Here is an 18,004-nt window from a genome sequence, read left to right on the forward strand (position 1 = left end):
ACAGGACCTTCACAACCGCCGCGAGTGGCCAGGTCGGCGCGGGGCACCCGGGGAGAGTCGTCGGCAGAGGGGATCCTCCAGTGATCAGTATCGCCGTACTGCTGCTCCCCGTCCTCACCCTCCTGCTCTTCGGTCTCGACCAGGTCGAGGACCGGTGGATCCTGCATCCCCCGACGACCCGCCGCACCAGGCCCCACCGGCACCGCCGTATAAGGCGGGCCCTCGCTGATCTCCTGCGGGCCGGCTCTCACCGGGCCGTCGACGTGCCCTCGTCCGGGTCGGCGCACCGCCGGTAGCGGACGATCGCCCTGCCCAGCTCGATCCGCTCCGGTTCGGGGAGCGCGCCGCCCTGGGCGTAGTCCAGGATGTGCTCGGCGACCGTCCGCAGTTTGGTGTTGGTGCGCTGGGAGACGTCCCGCAGCGCCCGCCAGGCCTCTTCCGGGGCGATCTGCCCGACGACGACCACGGCTCCGATGGCCTGGTCGATCACGGCGTGCGAGGACACCGCGTGCTGCAACTGCTCGTTCTCGGTCGCCAGCCGGTCGTTCTCCGCCGCGAGCTCGGTCGAGGAGAGCAGAACCAGCGGCCGCTGCCGGGAGAGAGCGAAGAAGGCCATGGAGCACCTTTGCGGAGTGGGAAGCGTCATTGCCACGTCTGCCCTCGACGGGCCCTTGCACACCAATTCAACCAGCCGCCCGCGGCACCGTCACTCCGCGCGGGCCGTGCCGCAGGACATGATCGGCCGTGCACCGGCCCCGCCCCGCTGTGCCGCTCCGGTGCGCCGGATCCCGGCCCTGCCGACGCGCGTTCACCCTTCCTCGCCGGTGCGGCCGGCGCCCTCGGCCGCCCGGCCCACCGGCAGCAGGTCACGAATGTCCCGGGGCAGGGCGCCCGCCATCCGCTCGGTCAGCTCCGGGGCCAGTGCGGCGTCGAGCACCTCCATCACGGCGGCGGCCTCCCGCAGTGCCGTGTCCTCGTCGGTGCCCGCGCGGTCGGCGACGCGTCCGGCGAAGACGGTCAGCCCGAACCGCTCGCCCGACACACCGGAGTCGGCCCCGGCCGACGCGTCGGCCGCCTCCCGCATCGCCGCCGCCATGTCCGGCGGCAGCTGTGCGGCCACATGCCGGGCCAGCCCGGACGGCAGCCGCTCCGACAGCGTGCTCACGACGGCGTGTGCGGCCCGTTCTGCCGAACCCCGGTCCGGCAGTTGGGCCAGCGCCTGCACCTTTCCGATCATCTCGTCGTGCTGCATGAGGCCGGTTCCTTCCTCACGAAGTCCTGACGGTGCGATACCTGCCCACCGCGGGCCGGGCAGCAGCCCCCGGCCGGCGGCGCCGCCACCGCTGCCGGCCGGGCCTCCCGTGGCAGTCGGCCGAGTACCCGGTCGCCGCCGCCGGTACCCGGCCCGGTGGAGTCGCGTCCCGTCGCGGGGTAGGCGTGCACGGCGGACGGCTGCCCGGCCGCACGGACGACGCGGCCCGGCGCCCAGGATCCGACGGGGCCGGCGTCGGAGCTGCTCCAGGACGAGGGTGTGCTGGACGTGGCGGTGAGCGCGGCCGCGGAGGACGCATAGCGGGTACGGCCGTCCGCCCGCGCCGCCGGCTCGGCTCTCGGCGGTCCGCTGTGTCCACGTCCAGGCGTGCAGCAGCCGGTCCGCGACCTGTCAGCCCGCCGAGGCCCCGCAGACCGGGCCGGTGAGCCGGGGTGCGGCGGCCCGCCGGATACCGTCGCTCCGCGGTTCGTCGACGCCCCGGCCGGCCTCGCCCGCGTACGCACGGCGGGTGAACGGCGCCCGCGGACAGCTCGTGATCCTTTCCCGGGCCGGCAGCGCGTGGCCCCGGGGCCCGGGGGGACACCCGGCCAGGGCGGGTCGGCGTGGGCGATGCCACATATGATCTGGTTCGCATGCGCGCCCTGAGACGACCGGTGCCGGGCTACCGTTGCGTCGAGCCCCTGTTTCCCCTCGCATCCCGGACGGTCCGGCTGTGCCCACTGATCTGTCCCCCCTCATCGCGGCGACGGCGCGCTGGCTGACGGCCGCCTATCCGCCGAGCGGCGGCGCGCTCGCCTCCGCGCTGTGCGAGGCGCAGGCCCGGCAGGCGGTGAGCGTCGCCGCGTGGCTGCGCTACCCGACCGGGATCGACGCGGCGCTGGTCATGATGGCCGGCCCCGGTGGCGCCGCCCGTCTGGACTGGATCACGGGTGCCGAGCGCACCGGCGAGGAGGACGCGGATGACGACTGGGCCTGGCGGACCTGGGTGGACGAGGTCGTGGCCAGCTGGGCGGCGGGTCTGCTCACCTATCCCGAGCTGGCCGGCCTGGCCGTAGCGGCACTCGCCGAGGGCGAGTACAGCCCGGGCTCGCCGGCCGAGTTCCGGCGCCTGCTCGCACCGGACGACGGTGACCGGCGCGCCGCCGCACTGCTGCGGCACCCCGACCTCCTCGCCCCCGTGGCCGAGCTCCACCTCGACCAGCTCCTGGACCGGCTCGGACCGGGCCGTACCCTCGCCGCCTGAGCCCGCGATCCGCGGGACCGGCCCGGTGTCGTATGCCCTCTTAGGGGTACTGCGAACCTGATCCGTGGTCTGCCGGCGGGCGGCCGGCTCCGGGCGACGGCAGGGAGGCGAGGCCGATGCGCGTGCCAGTCGCCGGCATGGCGGCCCATGTCCCGAGCGCCGCGAGGTGAGGTTCGGCCATGACCTTCGAGAACCCCGTGCACCGCGGCGGGACAGGACGCGGCCGGTTCGAGCAGTTCGCGGAGTACGCCTCCAACTTCACCAGCTCACCGGTGTTCTTCCTGTTCTGCCTGCTCCTCGTCGGCTTCTTCGTCGCCGCGCACGTAGCGCATCTGCGGCTCGAACTGCTCCTACTGGCAGGCGAGTCCATGACCGCGGTCACCCTGCTGCTCCTCGCCCTGCTGAAGAACGCCGAGATGCGGGCCGAACACGCGATCCAGCGCAAGCTCGACGCGATCGCCGCCGCGCTGCTGGAGGCCCACGAGGGCGACCGTAGCCAGGCTTTCGAGGAGCTTCGGAACGCTATCCGGATGGAGGAAGAGACCTGACCGAGGCGGACGAAACGGCGCGGCGGTGCTTCACGACTTCACTCAGAAGCGCAACTATGCCATGTCATGGACATTTTGCTGGTCGCCAGCGCGTTCAACAGCCTCACCCAGCGCGTGTACGCCGAACTGACGGATCACGGGCACCGTGTGGACGTCGTCCTCGCCGCACAGGGCACCGACCCGGTGCGGGCCGCGCTCCGGGAACTGCGGCCGGAACTGGTCATCGCGCCGATGCTCAGGTCGGCGCTGCCCGAGGACGTGTGGCGCGAACACACCTGCCTGATCGTGCATCCGGGGCCGCCCGGTGACCGTGGCCCGTCCTCGCTGGACTGGGCCATCGCCGAGGGGGCGCGGGAGTGGGGCGTGACGGTCCTGCAGGCCGAGGCGGCGATGGACGCGGGCGCGATCTGGGCGGCGGAGCCCTTCCCGGTGCCGCCCGTCGGCAAGAGCGACCTGTACCGCAACGAGGCCTCCGACGCCGCCGTCGCCGCCGTCCTCACCGCCGTACGGCGCTACGCCGAAGGCGCCCACAAACCCCGGCCGCAGACCGACGACACGGTCCGCGTGGTCTGGCGCGACACGTTCCGGCAGGAGCGGCGGCGCATCGACTGGGAGCGGGACGACACCGAAACGGTCCTGTGCAAACTCCGCGGTGCCGACTCGCAGCCGGGCGTCCTGGACGAACTCCTCGGCCGGGAGGTGTTCCTGCACGGCGGGCACCCCGAGGACCGGCTGCGCGGCCGCCCCGGCGAACTCCTCGCGCGGCGGGCGGGCGCCGTCTGCCGGGCCACCCGCGACGGCGCGGTCTGGATCCCGGAACTCCGCCCCCGCAGGAACTCCGGCGACCCCGCGCCCTTCCGCCGTCCCGCCGTCTCCGTGCTCGCCGCTTGGGAGCCCTCCCTCGAACTCCCGGAGGCCGCCGTCCCGTTGGAACTGCCGACCGACCGCCGGACCTTGGCCGACATCCGCTACCGGCAGCGCGGCGACATCGGCTTCCTCGGCTTCTCCTTCCCGGGCGGCGCGATGAGCACCGACCAGTGCCGCCGGCTGCTCGCCGCCTACGAGCACGCGCTCTCCCGGCCCACCCGCGTCCTCGTGCTCGGCGGGGACCGCGACTTCTTCTCCAACGGCATCCACCTGAACGTCATCGAGGCGGCCCCCGACCCGGCCCAGGAGTCGTGGATCAACCTCAACGCCATGGACGACCTGGTCGAGGCCGTGCTGCGCACCACCGACCGGCTGGTCGTGGCCGCGCTCGCGGGCAACGCGGCGGCCGGCGGCGCCATGCTCGCCCTCGCCGCCGACGAGGTGTGGTGCCGCACCGGCGTCGTCCTCAATCCGCACTACCGGCGCATGGGCCTGTACGGCTCGGAGTTCTGGACGTACACCCTGCCGCGTCGCGTCGGCGCGGAAGCCGCCCACCGGCTGACCACCGAGGCCCTGCCCGTCAGCGCCGCGTCCGCCGAGCGGCTCGGGCTCGTGAACCGACTCGTACCGGCCGCGCCCGGCGACTTCCCGGGCGTGGTCCGGAAGCTGGCGGCCGAACTCGCGTCCTCGCCCTTCGTGGACGCGCGGATCGCCGCCAAGGCCGCCGGCCGCGCCGCGGACGACCACGAACGCCCGCTGGCCGGCTACCGCGAGGCCGAACTGGCCCGGATGCACACCATCTTCCACGACCCCGAGGCCCCCTACCACGCTCTGCGCTCGGCCTTCGTCCGCAAGACACCGTCCGGCTCACCCCGGCCCCTGACCGTGCCCGCCGGAGCCGTCCGGTGACGCCGCGGCTGCTGGTGGCGGGCGTCGGCAACATCTTCCTCGCCGACGACGCCTTCGGGCCCGAGGTGATCCGCGCCCTCGACCGGCGCCCGTTGCCGCCGCCGGTCCGGGTCCACGACTACGGCATCCGCGGCATGGACCTCGCCTACGACCTGCTCGACGGGTACGACACCGCCGTGCTGGTGGACACCGCACGGCGCGGCCACCACCCGGGCACCCTGTCCCTGATCGAGGCCGAACCGCCCGACGGCGGCGTCGTGCCCGAGGCCCACGGCATGGACCCGGCGAAGGTGCTCGCCCTCGCCGCACACCTCGGCGAGGAGCCCCTGCCCCGCGTTCTCGTCCTGGCCTGCGAGCCCGAGCTGCTGCCGACCGGCGACGAGGACATCCTGCCGGGTCTCAGCACACCGGTCCGGGAAGCCGTCGGCCGGGCCGTGGACGCGCTGCACACCCTGATCCCGGCCCTGCTCGCCGACCCCGGCGCGCCCGCGCCCCCGTTGGGCCGCCCGGTGGAATCCGGGCCCCCCTGCCCGGCTGCGCTGCCCGGCACGACGGGCGGCTGAGCGGAAGATCGGTGGAGCCCGGGGCCACGCACCCCGGGCTCCACCGCCGTATCCGAGGAGCAGCGCCATGTGCCGGTCCGACGTCAAGCAGGCAGTCCTGGCGAAGAACGACGACCTGGCCGCGGAGCTGCGCGGCGATCTCGCCCGGCAGGGCGTGACCGTAGTCAATCTGCTGTCCAGCCCCGGCAGCGGCAAGACCGAACTCCTCGGCCGGGTCCTGGCCCGCGCGGTGCAGCGGGAGGTGCCGGTGGCGGCGCTGACCGCGGACCTGGCAACCGAGAACGACGCCGTCCGGCTCGCCCGGTCCGGCGCCCCCGTCCAGCAGGTGCTGACCGACGGGCTGTGCCACCTGGAGGCCCGTCAGGTGCGGGCGCGACTGGCGGGCTGGCTGCCCGCGGACACCTCCGTGCTCTTCGTGGAGAACGTCGGCAACCTCGTCTGCCCGGCCGCGTACGACCTCGGCGAGACCCTGCGGGTCGTGCTGATGGCCGTCACCGAGGGCGAGGACAAGCCGCTGAAGTACCCGACCGCGTTCGGCTCCGCCCACCTGGTCGTGATCACCAAGACGGACCTCGCCGAGCCGGCCGGCTTCGACGAGACCGCCTTCCGGGCGAACGTGCACCGGGTCAATCCGGGCGTGGAGATCGTCCGGTCCTGTGCCCGCACCGGCGTCGGTGTCGGCACCCTCCTGGACCGCGCCCTGGCCGCCCGGGACGGCGCCCTCCACCGGCCACCCCTCGCGCCGCATCCGCACGGCCACCAGCACGGCGCGCCCGCCCCCACCGTATGACGGCCCCGGCGACCGGCCTGGTCCGCCGCCGGCTCACGGTGCGCGGCACCGTGCAGGGGGTCGGCTTCCGGCCGTACGTGCACCGCCTCGCCGCCGGCCTCGGCCTCGCCGGGTTCGTCGGCAACACCGGCGACGGCGTGATCGTCGAGGTCGAGGGCCCGGCGGAGGAGGTCGACCGCTTCTGCGCCGCGCTGGCCGAACAGCCGCCGCCCCTGGCCACCGTGAGCGGCATCGCCGGCGAGGACCTGCCCGCCACCGGCGACACCGGACCGTTCACCATCCGCTCCACCGAGCGGGCCGGCGGCCGCACCCAGCTGCCGCCCGACACCGCGACCTGCGCCGACTGCCTGCGCGAGCTGGCCGATCCGGCCGACCGCCGGCACCGGCACCCGTTCGTCACCTGCACCCACTGCGGCCCCCGCTTCACCATCGCCACCGGGATGCCCTACGACCGGGCGGCCACGACCATGGCCGGCTTCCCGATGTGCCCCTCCTGCGCGCGCGAGTACGGCGATCCCGCCGACCGGCGCTTCCACGCCCAGCCCGTCGCATGCCCCGACTGCGGGCCGCGGCTCACCCTGATCCCGGCCCTCGGCGGCCTCCGCCCGGCCCGGGACGCGAACGCCCTCGCCACGGCACGGGCGCTGCTGGCCGCCGGGCGGATCGTCGCCGTCAAGGGCGTCGGCGGCTACCACCTGGCCTGCGACGCCACCGACGAGCGGGCCGTGGCCGCCCTGCGCGACCGCAAGGAACGCGGCGGCAAGGCCTTCGCGGTGATGTGCGCCGACCTCGCCACCGCCGAGCGGATCGCGGTCCTCACCGCCGCCGAACGGGCCGTGCTGACCGGCGCCCGGCGCCCCATCGTCCTGCTCCGCAGGCGCACCGCGCCGGACGGCCTCCGTCTCGCCGGACAGGTCTGCCCGGGCAGCCCGTACGTGGGCGTGATGCTGCCCTACACCCCGGTCCACACCCTGCTGTTCGGCCTGCCCGGCGATCCGCCCGGCCCCCGGGTGCTGGTGATGACCAGCGGCAACCGCTCCGGCGAACCCATCGTCACCGACGACGCCGAGGCCCTGACCAGGCTCGCCGGACTGGCCGACGCCTGGCTCGCCCACGACCGGCCCATCGCCTCGCCGTGCGACGACTCCCTGCTGCGGGTGCGCGCCGACGGCACCGAACAGCTCCTCAGGCGTTCCCGCGGTCATGTCCCGCGGCCGGTGCGCCTCCCGGTCCCGGTCCGCCCCACGCTCGCTGTCGGCGGCGACCTGAAGAACGTCCTGTGCCTGGGCGAGGGCGACCACGCGTGGTTCGGGCCGCACATCGGCGACATGGGCGAGCTGGCCACGCTGGAGGCGGCCGAGCGCGCCGAGCGGCACCTGACCCGCCTGACCGGCGTCACCCCGGCCCTGGTCGCGGCCGACCGGCACCCCGGCTACCACTCGACCCGCCGGGCCCGCCGCCGCGCCTCCCGACTGGCGGACGGCGCCCTGCGGCTGGTCCAGCACCATCACGCCCACATCGCCTCCGCGATGGCCGAGCACGGGCTGGACGGCACCGTGCCGGTGATCGGAGTCGCCTTCGACGGTACCGGGTACGGCGACGACGGCACCGTGTGGGGCGGCGAGATCCTGCTCGCCGACTACACCGGCTACCGGCGCTTCGCCCACCTCGCCCCCGCCCCGCTGCCGGGCGGAGACGCCGGTGTGGCCAATCCCTGCCGGCTGGCGCTGGCCCGGTTGTGGGCGGCCGGGCTGCCCTGGGCCCCGGACCTGCCGAGCGTCACCGCCTGCTCGGAGGTGGAACTCGCCACGCTGGAGCGGCAGTTGGAACGCGGGCTGGCCTGTGTGCCGACGTCCAGCATGGGGCGGCTGTTCGACGCGGTGTCGTCCCTGGCGGGGGTGTGCCACCGGGCGGGGTACGAGGCACAGGCCGCGATGGAGCTGGAGGCGGCGGCGACCGAGGCCAGGGACGCGGACTCGGTGGCGTACCCCTTCGCCTTCGCCCGGCAGCGGGAGATCGATCCGGCGCCGATGCTGCGCGCACTCCTGGAGGACCGGCGGCGCGGCATCCCCGCACCGGTCCTCGCGGCCCGCTTCCACCGGGGCGTCGCACGGGCCGTCGCCGAGATCTGTCACCGTGCCCGCGCCGCGTCCGGGCCGGCCACGGTCGCCCTCACCGGGGGCGTCTTCGCCAACGCCCTGCTGGAGGAGGAGTGCACCGCGCTGCTGACCGGGGACGGATTCACGGTCCTCCGGCACGGCGAAGTCCCCCCGAACGACGGAGGGCTGGCGCTCGGTCAGCTCATGGTCGCGGGCACAGCAACCCACCACGAGACGGAGTGACCCATGTGTCTGGCAGTGCCCGGCAAGGTCGTGTCCATCGACCGGAGCGCCGACCCCCTGACCGGGCTGATCGACTTCGGCGGAGTGCGCAAACAGGCGTGCCTGGAGTACCTGCCCGATGTCCGGGTGGGGGAGTACGTCATCGTCCACGTCGGCTTCGCCCTGCAGCGCCTGGACGAGGAGTCGGCGCGGGCGTCCCTGGAGCTGTTCCGGCAACTGGGGCTGCTGGACGAGGAGTTCGGGGACGCCTGGGAACAGGCGGCCCGGCAGGAGAGCGGGAGTGAGGCCCAGTGAAGTACATCGAGGAGTTCAACGACCCCGAGCTGGCACGCCGGCTGCTGGACGAGATCCGCGCCACGGTCACCCGGCCCTGGGCGCTGATGGAGGTCTGCGGCGGGCAGACCCACTCCATCATCCGTCACGGCATCGACCAACTCCTCCCGGACGACGTCGAGTTGATCCACGGCCCCGGCTGCCCGGTGTGCGTCACGCCGCTCGACGTCATCGACAAGGCGCTGGAGATCGCCGCCCGCCCCGAGGTGATCTTCTGTTCCTTCGGCGACATACTGCGCGTGCCCGGCACTGACCGGGACCTGTTCCGGGTCAAGGGCGAGGGAGGTGACGTACGCGTGGTGTACTCACCGCTGGACGCGCTCGACGTCGCCCGCAAGAACCCGGACCGCCAGGTCGTGTTCTTCGCCATCGGCTTCGAGACGACCGCCCCGGCCAACGCCATGGCCGTCCACCAGGCCCGCCGCCTGGGCATCGCCAACTTCAGCCTGCTGGTCTCCCACGTCCGGGTCCCACCCGCGATCGAGGCCATCATGACCGCACCGGAATGCCGGGTGCAGGGCTTCCTCGCCGCCGGGCACGTGTGCAGCGTCATGGGCACGGCCGAGTACCCGGAGCTGGCCGGCAGGCACCGGGTGCCGATCGTCGTCACCGGCTTCGAGCCGCTGGACATCCTCGAAGGCATCCGCCGCGCCGTCCACCAACTGGAGCGCGGCGAGCACCGGGTGGAGAACGCCTACCCGCGCGCCGTGCGCGAGCAGGGCAACCCGGCGGCCCTGCGCATGCTGGAAGAGGTCTTCGAGGTCACCGACCGCAACTGGCGCGGCATCGGACGCATCCCCGCCAGCGGCTGGCGGCTGTCCGACGCCTACCGCGCCTACGACGCCGAACACCGCTTCGACGTCACCGGCATCCGCACCGAGGAGCCCGCCGTGTGCCGCGCCGGCGAGGTGCTGCAGGGGCTGATCAAGCCCACCGAGTGCGAGGCGTTCGGGAAGGCCTGCACCCCGCGCACCCCGCTCGGCGCCACCATGGTCTCCAGCGAGGGCGCCTGCGCGGCCTACTACCTGTACCGCCGGATGAACGCCCCGGAGGAGATGAGCCCCGTTGGCTGACCTGACCACCGAAGCGGCGGTCGACCCCGCGAACTGGACCTGCCCCGCACCCCTGCGTGACCAGCCGGTCGTCGTCATGGGGCACGGCGGGGGCGGCGCCCTGTCCGCCGAGCTGATCGAGCAGGTCTTCGCCCCCGCCTACGGCAACCCCACCCTGGCCGCCCTCACCGACTCGGCCGTCCTCGACCTGGGCGGCGCCCGGGTGGCCTTCTCCACCGACTCCTACGTCGTACGGCCGTTGTTCTTCCCCGGCGGCAGCCTCGGCGACCTCGCCGTCAACGGCACGGTCAACGACCTGGCGATGAGCGGCGCCCGGCCCGCCTATCTGTCCACGGCCTTCGTGCTGGAGGAGGGCGTGGAACTGGACGTCGTCGGCCGGGTCGCGCGGGCCATCGGCGCGGCGGCGAAGGCCGCGGGCGTCACCGTCGCCACCGGCGACACCAAGGTGGTGGAGTCGGGACACGGCGACGGCGTCTACGTCACCACCGCCGGCGTCGGCCTCGTCCCCGACGGCGTCGACATCCGCCCGCAGCGCGCCCGGCCCGGCGACGCCGTGATCGTCAGCGGCCCGATCGGCCTGCACGGCGTGGCCATCATGAGCGTGCGGGAGGGGCTGGAGTTCGGCGTGGAGATCGCCTCGGACACCGCGCCCCTGGCGGACCTCGTGGCGGCCATGCTGGCGGTCACGCGGGACATCCACGTCCTGCGCGACCCCACCCGGGGCGGCCTCGGCGCCTCCCTGAACGAGATCGCCCGCGCCTCCGGCACCGGCGTCCGGCTGCGGGACCGTTCCATCCCGGTCCCGGAGGAGGTCGCGAACGCCTGTGGCTTCCTCGGCCTGGATCCGCTGTACGTCGCCAACGAGGGCCGCCTGGTCGCCTTCGTGCCCCCGGAACACGCGGAGGCAGTGCTGGCCGCGATGCGGGCACACCCGCAGGGCGCCGGCGCCGCCCGCATCGGCGAGTGCGTGGCGGAGCACCCGGGCATGGTCGTCGTCGCCACCGGTCTAGGCGGCACCCGGGTGGTGGACCTGCCGCTAGGGGAGCAGTTGCCCCGCATCTGCTGACCGCCGGACACGGGTGCGCGACCGGCCCCCCGGCCCCGCCGTCAGCGCGGGGCCGGGACCGGCTCGACCCCCGTGATCTCCAGCTCCCGACCGCTGCGCAGCTCCTGCGAGGGCCGGTCGCAGCGCGGGCACCAGAAGAACGGCGGCATGCCCACCGCGAACTCCTCGGCGCAGGGCGCGCAGTAGGCGTGCGCGGTGACCTGCTCGACGACCAGTTCGGCCGTGGCGAGCGCCGTACCCTCCCGGGCCACCTCGAAGGCGAAGTGGAGCGCGTCCGGCACGACGCCCGCCAGCTCGCCCACGCGGACGGTCACCGCCGAGACGGCGTCCGCGCCGTCCGCCCGGGCGAGTTCGCCGGCCTGCTCCACGATCGCGGTCGCGATCGACAGCTCGTGCACGGCCGGCTCAGGGGTACCGGCGGTTGGCCCGCAGCCCACCGGTCATCCGGTAGATGCGCAACTCACGTACGATCCCGGGGAGTTCCTTGACGAACAGGGTCACGGCCAGGCCACCGACCATGGCCGCCTGCACGACGAGCAGCTGACGTCCGGACATCCCGGCCCGTGCGGTCCTTCTTTTCATGCCAACCTCCATGGCAGTCTCTTCCTGCTGTCTCATCCCGGCGAGATGTTCGGCATGTCCTTCACCAGGGCGTCATGCCGTTTCCAGTGGATACCGGTGGAGCGGCGCGCGTCGGAGCTGCCGTCCGTGTGGTGTCCGGGCTGGTGCTTGTACGGGCCCTTGTTGCCCTGGTGCAGTCCGGGCACATGGCTCGGGGTGTCGGGCTTCGCCTGGGCGCGGCCCACTCGGATGCTGCCCATGTCGGTTCTCCTTCCGGGTCCTCAGGACCGTTCGGTCAGCTCCCTGAAGAACTGTTCTACGGCCGGCCAGACCCGGCCGCCACCGGAGAGGCCCCGCCACTCGCGGCGGACCAGGGCGATCATCCGGTAGCAGTCGTCGACCGGCACGATCCAGTGCTCGTCGAGGCCGCGCACGGTGTTCACCAGCAGCGCCTCCACATCGGGTGCCATGGCGGCGAGCTGCGGAACCGTGGCGGCCAGCCGCTGCCAGGCCGCGGCGTCCACCTCCCACCGCATGGCCCCCGCCGGACTCGGCCCCTGCGCGGTGACCGTGCCGTCGGAGCGCGGCACGAAGAACACCAGACCCACCGGGACGCCCAGCACCGCCGTGTCGACCGGTGGCAGCCGCAGCCGGCGCCGGGGCACGAGCCGGTAGCGGCCCTCGCCCGTCCCGTCGTCGGCGAACAGCACCGAGCAGGGGCCGCACACGCAGCGCACCTCGGCGGCACCCGTGTCGTAGAGATGGGGATGGTCGACGGCCAGACGGGCGGCGCACAGCTCGCAGACCTCGGCCTCGGCCGTCGCCGCGCGGTCGGCCGCGGAGCGGATGACCCGGGCGAGTGCGCCGTCCGTCCTCACCGCGCCTCCTCGGGCACGGCCCGCCGCTCGATCGTGCTCAGCGGTACGAACGCGGGCGCCGCCTTCCGCCGGGCAGTCCCCGGCACCGTCTCCACCTCGGTCAGCTCGGGAGCGACGGCCAGCACCGCCGCCCGGACCGCCTCGCCTACGTCCGACGAGCCTGCGCCGCACCCGGAACCGCACCCGCCGCCGGAGGTCAGCCGCACCCGCGCCACCTGCCCGTCGACGCCGGCCCACTCCAGGTCGCCGCCGCGCTCGCGCACCGCCGGCCGCAGCCGCTCCACCGCGCGGGCGGCCCGGCGCTCCGGGGACTCCGGATGGATGTCGTGCAGGACCAGGAGATGAGCCAGCAGTTCGTCCTCGGCGAGCCGCTCGCTCAGCGGCTCGTCCGCGTGGTCCAGCATCCGGGCGAGGGCCTCGCCGTAGACCTCGGTCAGCAGCCGCACCGCCTCCAGCGCCGGGCCGGGCGCGGATTCCAGCCCGGCCAGGACCTCGTCGAGACGGGCGAGCCGCGCCTCCACCGCCGGATCGGGGAGCCGTACGGCGGTGTCAGCCATGGTTCGCTCCGTACGTGGGCGAGTGCACGGTGGTCAGGGTCTTGCCCTTGCCCATGTACATATGGACACCACAGGGCAGACAGGGGTCGAAGCTGCGCACGGTGCGCATGATGTCGACACCCTTGAAGTCGTCCGGCCCGTTCTCCTCGAAGATCGGCTGGCCCTGGACGGCGTCCTCGTACGGGCCCGGGGTGCCGTAGCTGTCCCGGGGGCTGGCGTTCCACGGGGTCGGCGGGTACGGGTGGTAGTTGGCGATCTTCTTGTCCCGGATCACCAGATGGTGGGAGAGGACCCCGCGCACCGCCTCGTGGAAGCCGCATCCGATCGACTCGTCCGGCACCTCGAAGTTCTCGAACACCTTCGTGTCGCCGTTCCTGAGCATCCCCATGGCCTCCTCCAGGAACTGCAGGGCCATGGCGGCGGCGTAGGCGATGAAGTACGGCCGGGCGCGGTCCCGTTCGAGGGTGTTGCTCCACTTCGGGATGCGCCACTCCAGGGTCTGCTCCGGCAGCCTCTCGCCCTTGGGCAGGGTGATGCGGACGCTGCCGCCGGTCGCCTTGACGTACGGCGTGTCGACCAGGCCGCTGAGCGCGGTGGACCACAGCCGGGCCAGCGGACCGCCACCCGTGTCCAGGGCGAGGTACTCGCCGGTCTGCGGGTGGTGCCAGCGCGGGCTCATCACCCAGCTGTAGTTGCCGCCGAAGTCCCGCTTCTGCGGCACCGGGACCGTGGTCTGGTTCCACGGGTGGCGCATGTCGACGGGGTTGCCGAGCGGGTCGTGGGTGACGAACGGTTTCTCGTTCACCCAGTCCTCGTAGAAGGAGCTGCCCAGCATGATGCGCAGGCCGAGGTTGATGTCGATCAGGTCGTTGGTGACCAGCTTGCCGTCCACGATGACACCGGGGGTGACGTACATCGCCCGGCCCCACTCGTTCATCGTCGCGTAGCGGTAGTCGACGACGTCCGGGTTCTGGAAGGCGCCCCAGCAGCCCAGCAGGATGCGGCGCTTGCCGACCTCCTCGTAGCCGGGCAGGGCCTCGTAGAAGAAGTCGAAGACGTCGTCGTTCATCGCCACCGCCTTCTTGATGAAGTCGATGACGCGCATCAGGCGGCTGAGGTAGTCGGTGAAGGTGTTCGGCTGCGGCATCGTGCCGACGCCGCCCGGGTACAGCGTGGAGGGGTGCACATGCCGCCCCTCCATCAGGCAGAACATCTCCCGGGTGATCCGGCTGACCTTCAGCGCCTCCTTGTAGACCTCGCCTTCGAAGGGGTTGAAGGCCTTCATGATCTCGGCGATCGTCCGGTAGCCGTGGACGTCCCCGCGCGGTGCGTCGGTGCGCTCGGCGCGGGCCAGGACACCGGGGTTGGTGGCCTTGACCATCGCCTCGCAGAAGTCCACGAAGACCAGGTTGTCCTGGAAGATCGTGTGGTCGAAGATGTACTCCGCCGCCTCGCCCAGGTTGGTGATGTGCTCGGCCAGCTTGGGCGGCTTGACGCCGTAGGCCATCTGCTGGGCGTAGTTGGAGCAGGTGGTGTGGTTGTCCCCGCAGATGCCGCAGATCCGCGAGGTGATGAACCCGGCGTCACGCGGGTCCTTGCCCTTCATGAACACGGAATAGCCGCGGAAGAGCGACGAGGTGCTGTGGCACTCGACGACTTCCCGGTTGGCGAAGTCGATCTTGGTGTAGATGCCCAGGTTGCCGATGATCCGGGTGATCGGATCCCAGGACATGTCGACGAGCTGGGCGGGTTTGCGTTCTGTGGGCCGGGACTCGGTGGTGGTCATCTGCGGTACTGCCCCTCGCTGTTCGGGTCGGGCGATTCGGTGACGGGACGGGGACGGACGGCGTCAGGCACGCCAGTGCGGGTCGTAACCGCTGGTCAGCTTGCGCTTGTTGTGGCGCCACTTGGGCTCGTGGTTCACCATGTCGTTGGTCAGGCCGCGCAGCCGGCGGACAACCGCTCCGTACGGCTTGACGAGCATCGTCGACAGCGTGCCGCCCGGGGGTTCGTCCATGAACGGCATGAAGGCGTCGGGGAAGCTGGGCATGGTGCAGCCGATGCAGATGCCGCCGACGTTCGGGCAGCCGCCGATGCCGGCCATCCAGCCCCGCTTGGGCACGTTGCAGTTGACCACCGGGCCCCAGCAGCCCACCTTCACCTGGCACTTGGGGGAGTTGTAGTCCCTCGCCAAGTCGGCCTGCTCGTAGTACGCGGCCCGGTCGCAGCCCTCGTGCACGGTCTTCCCGAACAGCCACTGCGGGCGCAGCATGTGGTCCAGCGGCGGCGGGGGAGCGGCACCGGCCGCGTGCTGGAGCACCCAGACGAGCGTCTCCATGAAGTTCTCCGGCTGGATGGGGCAGCCGGGCACATTGACCACCGGGAGTCCCGACCGCGCCTTGAACTCCCAGCCCAGATAGTCCGCGAGGCCCATGCAGCCGGTCGGGTTGCCGGCCATGGCGTGGATACCGCCGAACGTGGCACACGTGCCGGCCGCCACCACCGCCCAGGCCCTGGGCGCGAGCTGGTCGATCCACCAGTTCAGGGTCTGCGGCTCACCGGTGTCCGGGTCGTTGCCGAACGACGTCCAGTAGCCGTCGCCCTTGATGATGTTCTGGTTCGGGATCGAACCCTCGATGACGAGGATGAACGGCTCCAGCTCGCCCCGTGCCGCGGCACGGTAGGGAGCGAGGAAGTCCTCGCCGCCCAGGCTCGGTGAGAGCACCTTGTTGACGAGGTTCACCTTCGGCAGGCCCGGGATCAGGCCCAGTACGACGTCCTCGATGGACGGCTGGCCGGCGGCGGTCAGCGACACGGTGTCGCCGTCGCAGCTCATGCCCTCCGAGATCCAGAGGATGGTGATCTCGTCGAATCCCTTCCGCGCCTCGGCACCGCTGGGCTCGCCGTGGACATCGGTGGTACCGCTCTGTGTGGTCATCGCTGCGGCCTCCGTCGCTGCCGGTCTCGGAGTCGGTCGTAGGGAACGGCCGGGACCATGGGGGTCCGGGCCTGGGGGCGGCCGAGTGCGGCGGCCCGGTCGCGGAAGGACCGCTCGATCATCGGGCGGTCGTGCCGCGCGGCCTCAGGGCCATCCATCGGACCGTCCCTCCTCCGGCCGGTCGGCCGGACGCTCGGGGGGCCGCGGGGTCTGCGGCCGGGGTGAGGTGACCGGACCCGGCGCGTCGGAGTCGCCGAGCGGTTCGACCTCGTCGGGCCGGAAGTAGTGGAAACGGCCGTACCAGCCGTGCAGTTCGGCCGCGGGATCGTCGTCCACGGTGACGGCCAGGTGCACGCTGCCGTCCACGTCGTGGAAGACGGCGCCGACCTGCGCGGTCCGTCCTGCCAGGAACATGTCCTGGGCGTCGGCGCCCCGGGCGCGCGGACGCAGCCGGACCCGGCTGCCGCCGCCGACGGGCACGCCGTCCACGAGCACCGTGTCGGTCGCCGGGGACAGACCGGGGTCGCCGTCCTCCTGCCACCAGACGGGCCGCTCGGTGCCGGACCGGGTCTGTGCCGGAGTCAGGGAGCGGACGGCGCCGTGCAGTCGGGCGAAGACCTCCCGGGGCATGGTGTCGACCCGGTCGAGGATCTGCGCCGCCCGTGGATCGGTGGCCCGGGCCTCGGCCTTCTCCTCGTCGGTCAGCAGCATCGTGCGCAGGGTGAGGATCTCGTCGATCTCCGCCGCGTCGTGCAGATCGCCCGGACTCTCCGGTGCCACCTGGGGCCAGTCGGGCAGGATGATGGGGGCGGAGAGCATGACGGCGCCCGTCGTGCCCTGCTGGGGCGGGCCGGCGAGCACGGGGAACGTGAACGCGTTCCGGCAGCCCCGCGCGTGCTCCGCCAGACCGGCGGGCGGATCGATCAGCGAGGCGAACTCCAGGCCGTCCCCGCCGACGAGGGTGTGCGTGGCGAGCAGCGCCTGCCGCAGAGCCTCGGTGCGCGGGGCCTGTGGATCCGTCACCTCGCCGGTGTTCTCGGTGCGCACCCGCAGCCGGTACAGCTCCGGCGCGAGCGGCTCGGCCGCGACCGTCGTCACGGCCCGCAGCTCCCGGCGCCGCCGGACCGTCCGCCCGGCCCCGTCGGGCAGCGCCTCGGCATCCGTGCCGGCGGCCGCGCCCACCAGGGCGGTACGACCGCCGAGCAGCAACTCCTGCAGCGGCAGCACCAGCTCGGTCTCGCGCGGCACCGCCTCCTCGAACGACAGATGCGTGGCACCGTCGGACGTGCGCAACCACTCGACCGGGCGGTACCGTCCGTCCGGGCCGGCCGCCTCGACCTGCTTGTCCTGCATCTGCAGACAGCGCACCCGCACCCGTACGACCGCGTCGGCGCGCGGCGTTCGCAGCAGGCACTCGGTCTGCTGGTACCAGGAGTCGGCGGAGCCCGAGATCCCCGGTGTGACCGGCCCGTCCCGCTCGACCCAGTCGCGGGGCAGCAGCACGCCGAACTGCCAGCGGACCCGGTTCTTCGGCGAGGACCGGCGGTACGGGTAGAGCAGGTAGCCCTCGTACAGCACGGCGTCCGCGACCGCGCCGACCTGCGCGAAGGCATCGCAGGACGCTCCGGCGCCACCCTCGTCCACCAGGGCAGCGAGCCCCACGCCGCCCACGCCGGCCCGGTCCGACATGCCGCCTCCTCGTCACCGGTTCACTCGCGCATTCCTTTCACCACCGTCACATCCGTCACGGCTCCGCGCTCGTCCGACGCACCGCCATTGCGCCGCCCAGGGGACGGCGAGCGGGCGGGCCCCGCGAAACACCGGTGTTGCGCGCGCCGCGGTCGCCGCCCCCGCTGCTTCGAACGCCGCCCCGGATCCGCCTCCGCGCGCCGGCACGCGTGAGGATCACGGTCCGAGTCAGCCCCCGGATCCCGTCGGCAGGGCAGTTGGGCCCCGTTCGCAGGACAACGCCCCGAGCGCCACCGACCCGGCGCAGTCCCTGCAGCACGCTGCCATCGGCTACCGCAATCTGGCGGCCCTGCGCCGCTAGGCGCCCGTGCGAC

General features: G+C 73.2%; 19 protein-coding genes. 9 read left to right on the plus strand and 10 right to left on the minus strand.

Annotated elements, in window-relative coordinates; genetic code table 11:
* Positions 1–247 precede the first annotated feature (247 nt).
* A complete protein-coding gene (locus tag ACFYOH_RS25445; RefSeq protein WP_388629551.1) occupies positions 248–616 on the minus strand; it encodes an ANTAR domain-containing protein in 369 nt (122 codons plus the stop codon).
* A 192-nt stretch (positions 617–808) separates the two neighbouring features.
* Positions 809–1,252 carry a DUF2267 domain-containing protein gene (locus ACFYOH_RS25450; RefSeq protein WP_388629553.1) on the minus strand — a complete coding sequence of 148 codons (444 nt, stop codon included), beginning with the start codon at positions 1,250–1,252 and terminating at the stop codon, positions 809–811.
* Positions 1,253–1,985: 733 nt separating this feature from the next.
* Here ACFYOH_RS25450 and ACFYOH_RS25455 point away from each other — a divergent pair.
* The 9 genes from ACFYOH_RS25455 to hypE all read left to right on the plus strand — a co-directional run bounded on the left by ACFYOH_RS25455 (position 1,986) and on the right by hypE (position 11,007).
* Positions 1,986–2,516, plus strand: a complete 531-nt coding sequence (locus ACFYOH_RS25455; RefSeq protein WP_388629555.1) for a hypothetical protein — start codon at positions 1,986–1,988, stop codon at positions 2,514–2,516.
* Positions 2,517–2,695: 179 nt separating this feature from the next.
* Positions 2,696–3,064, plus strand: coding sequence for a low affinity iron permease family protein (locus ACFYOH_RS25460; RefSeq protein ID WP_388629558.1), 369 nt, complete (start codon positions 2,696–2,698; stop codon positions 3,062–3,064).
* 66 nt (positions 3,065–3,130) lie between these two features.
* Positions 3,131–4,840 carry an enoyl-CoA hydratase-related protein gene (locus tag ACFYOH_RS25465; protein WP_388629561.1) on the plus strand — a complete coding sequence of 570 codons (1,710 nt, stop codon included), beginning with the start codon at positions 3,131–3,133 and terminating at the stop codon, positions 4,838–4,840.
* Entirely contained in the window at positions 4,837–5,403 is a 567-nt protein-coding gene (locus ACFYOH_RS25470) for a hydrogenase maturation protease (protein ID WP_388629564.1), read from the plus strand. The genes ACFYOH_RS25465 and ACFYOH_RS25470 overlap by 4 nt, the downstream gene beginning before the upstream one ends.
* A 67-nt stretch (positions 5,404–5,470) precedes the next feature.
* Positions 5,471–6,193, plus strand: coding sequence for a hydrogenase nickel incorporation protein HypB (gene hypB / locus ACFYOH_RS25475; RefSeq protein WP_388629567.1), 723 nt, complete (start codon positions 5,471–5,473; stop codon positions 6,191–6,193).
* Positions 6,190–8,535, plus strand: a complete 2,346-nt coding sequence (gene hypF, locus ACFYOH_RS25480) for a carbamoyltransferase HypF (RefSeq protein WP_388629570.1) — start codon at positions 6,190–6,192, stop codon at positions 8,533–8,535. The genes hypB and hypF overlap by 4 nt, the downstream gene beginning before the upstream one ends.
* Before the next feature lie 3 nt (positions 8,536–8,538).
* A complete protein-coding gene (locus ACFYOH_RS25485) occupies positions 8,539–8,829 on the plus strand; it encodes a HypC/HybG/HupF family hydrogenase formation chaperone (RefSeq protein ID WP_388629573.1) in 291 nt (96 codons plus the stop codon).
* Positions 8,826–9,941: a hydrogenase formation protein HypD gene (gene hypD, locus ACFYOH_RS25490; RefSeq protein WP_388629575.1), complete on the plus strand. Its 1,116-nt coding sequence runs from the start codon at positions 8,826–8,828 to the stop codon at positions 9,939–9,941. The genes ACFYOH_RS25485 and hypD overlap by 4 nt, the downstream gene beginning before the upstream one ends.
* Entirely contained in the window at positions 9,934–11,007 is a 1,074-nt protein-coding gene (gene hypE, locus ACFYOH_RS25495) for a hydrogenase expression/formation protein HypE (protein WP_388629578.1), read from the plus strand. Before hypD ends, hypE begins: the two co-directional genes overlap by 8 nt.
* 41 nt (positions 11,008–11,048) lie before the next feature.
* Here the strand turns inward: hypE and hypA are convergent, their stop codons facing one another.
* The 8 genes from hypA to ACFYOH_RS25535 form a co-directional block, all read right to left on the minus strand.
* The gene (gene hypA / locus ACFYOH_RS25500; RefSeq protein ID WP_388629581.1) at positions 11,049–11,405 is read right to left on the minus strand and encodes a hydrogenase maturation nickel metallochaperone HypA; all 357 of its coding nucleotides are present in this window, start codon (positions 11,403–11,405) and stop codon (positions 11,049–11,051) included.
* Positions 11,406–11,412: 7 nt separating this feature from the next.
* Positions 11,413–11,589 carry a hypothetical protein gene (locus tag ACFYOH_RS25505; protein ID WP_388629583.1) on the minus strand — a complete coding sequence of 59 codons (177 nt, stop codon included), beginning with the start codon at positions 11,587–11,589 and terminating at the stop codon, positions 11,413–11,415.
* A gap of 32 nt (positions 11,590–11,621) precedes the next feature.
* Positions 11,622–11,828: a hypothetical protein gene (locus ACFYOH_RS25510; RefSeq protein ID WP_388629586.1), complete on the minus strand. Its 207-nt coding sequence runs from the start codon at positions 11,826–11,828 to the stop codon at positions 11,622–11,624.
* Between the two features lie 21 nt (positions 11,829–11,849).
* On the minus strand, positions 11,850–12,446 hold the full coding sequence (locus ACFYOH_RS25515; RefSeq protein WP_388629589.1) for a DUF5947 family protein: 597 nt from the start codon (positions 12,444–12,446) through the stop codon (positions 11,850–11,852).
* Complete coding sequence (locus ACFYOH_RS25520; protein WP_388629591.1) at positions 12,443–13,003, minus strand: NifU family protein; 561 nt, start codon at positions 13,001–13,003, stop codon at positions 12,443–12,445. The genes ACFYOH_RS25515 and ACFYOH_RS25520 overlap by 4 nt, the downstream gene beginning before the upstream one ends.
* The gene (locus tag ACFYOH_RS25525) at positions 12,996–14,789 is read right to left on the minus strand and encodes a nickel-dependent hydrogenase large subunit (RefSeq protein WP_388629594.1); all 1,794 of its coding nucleotides are present in this window, start codon (positions 14,787–14,789) and stop codon (positions 12,996–12,998) included. The genes ACFYOH_RS25520 and ACFYOH_RS25525 overlap by 8 nt, the downstream gene beginning before the upstream one ends.
* A gap of 63 nt (positions 14,790–14,852) precedes the next feature.
* A complete protein-coding gene (locus ACFYOH_RS25530) occupies positions 14,853–15,941 on the minus strand; it encodes a hydrogenase expression protein HypE (RefSeq protein ID WP_388629597.1) in 1,089 nt (362 codons plus the stop codon).
* A gap of 144 nt (positions 15,942–16,085) precedes the next feature.
* A complete protein-coding gene (locus ACFYOH_RS25535; protein ID WP_388629600.1) occupies positions 16,086–17,630 on the minus strand; it encodes a hypothetical protein in 1,545 nt (514 codons plus the stop codon).
* Positions 17,631–18,004: the final 374 nt, after the last annotated feature.

This window comes from Streptomyces sp. NPDC007856, from assembly GCF_042868225.1.
GTDB lineage: Bacteria > Actinomycetota > Actinomycetes > Streptomycetales > Streptomycetaceae > Streptomyces.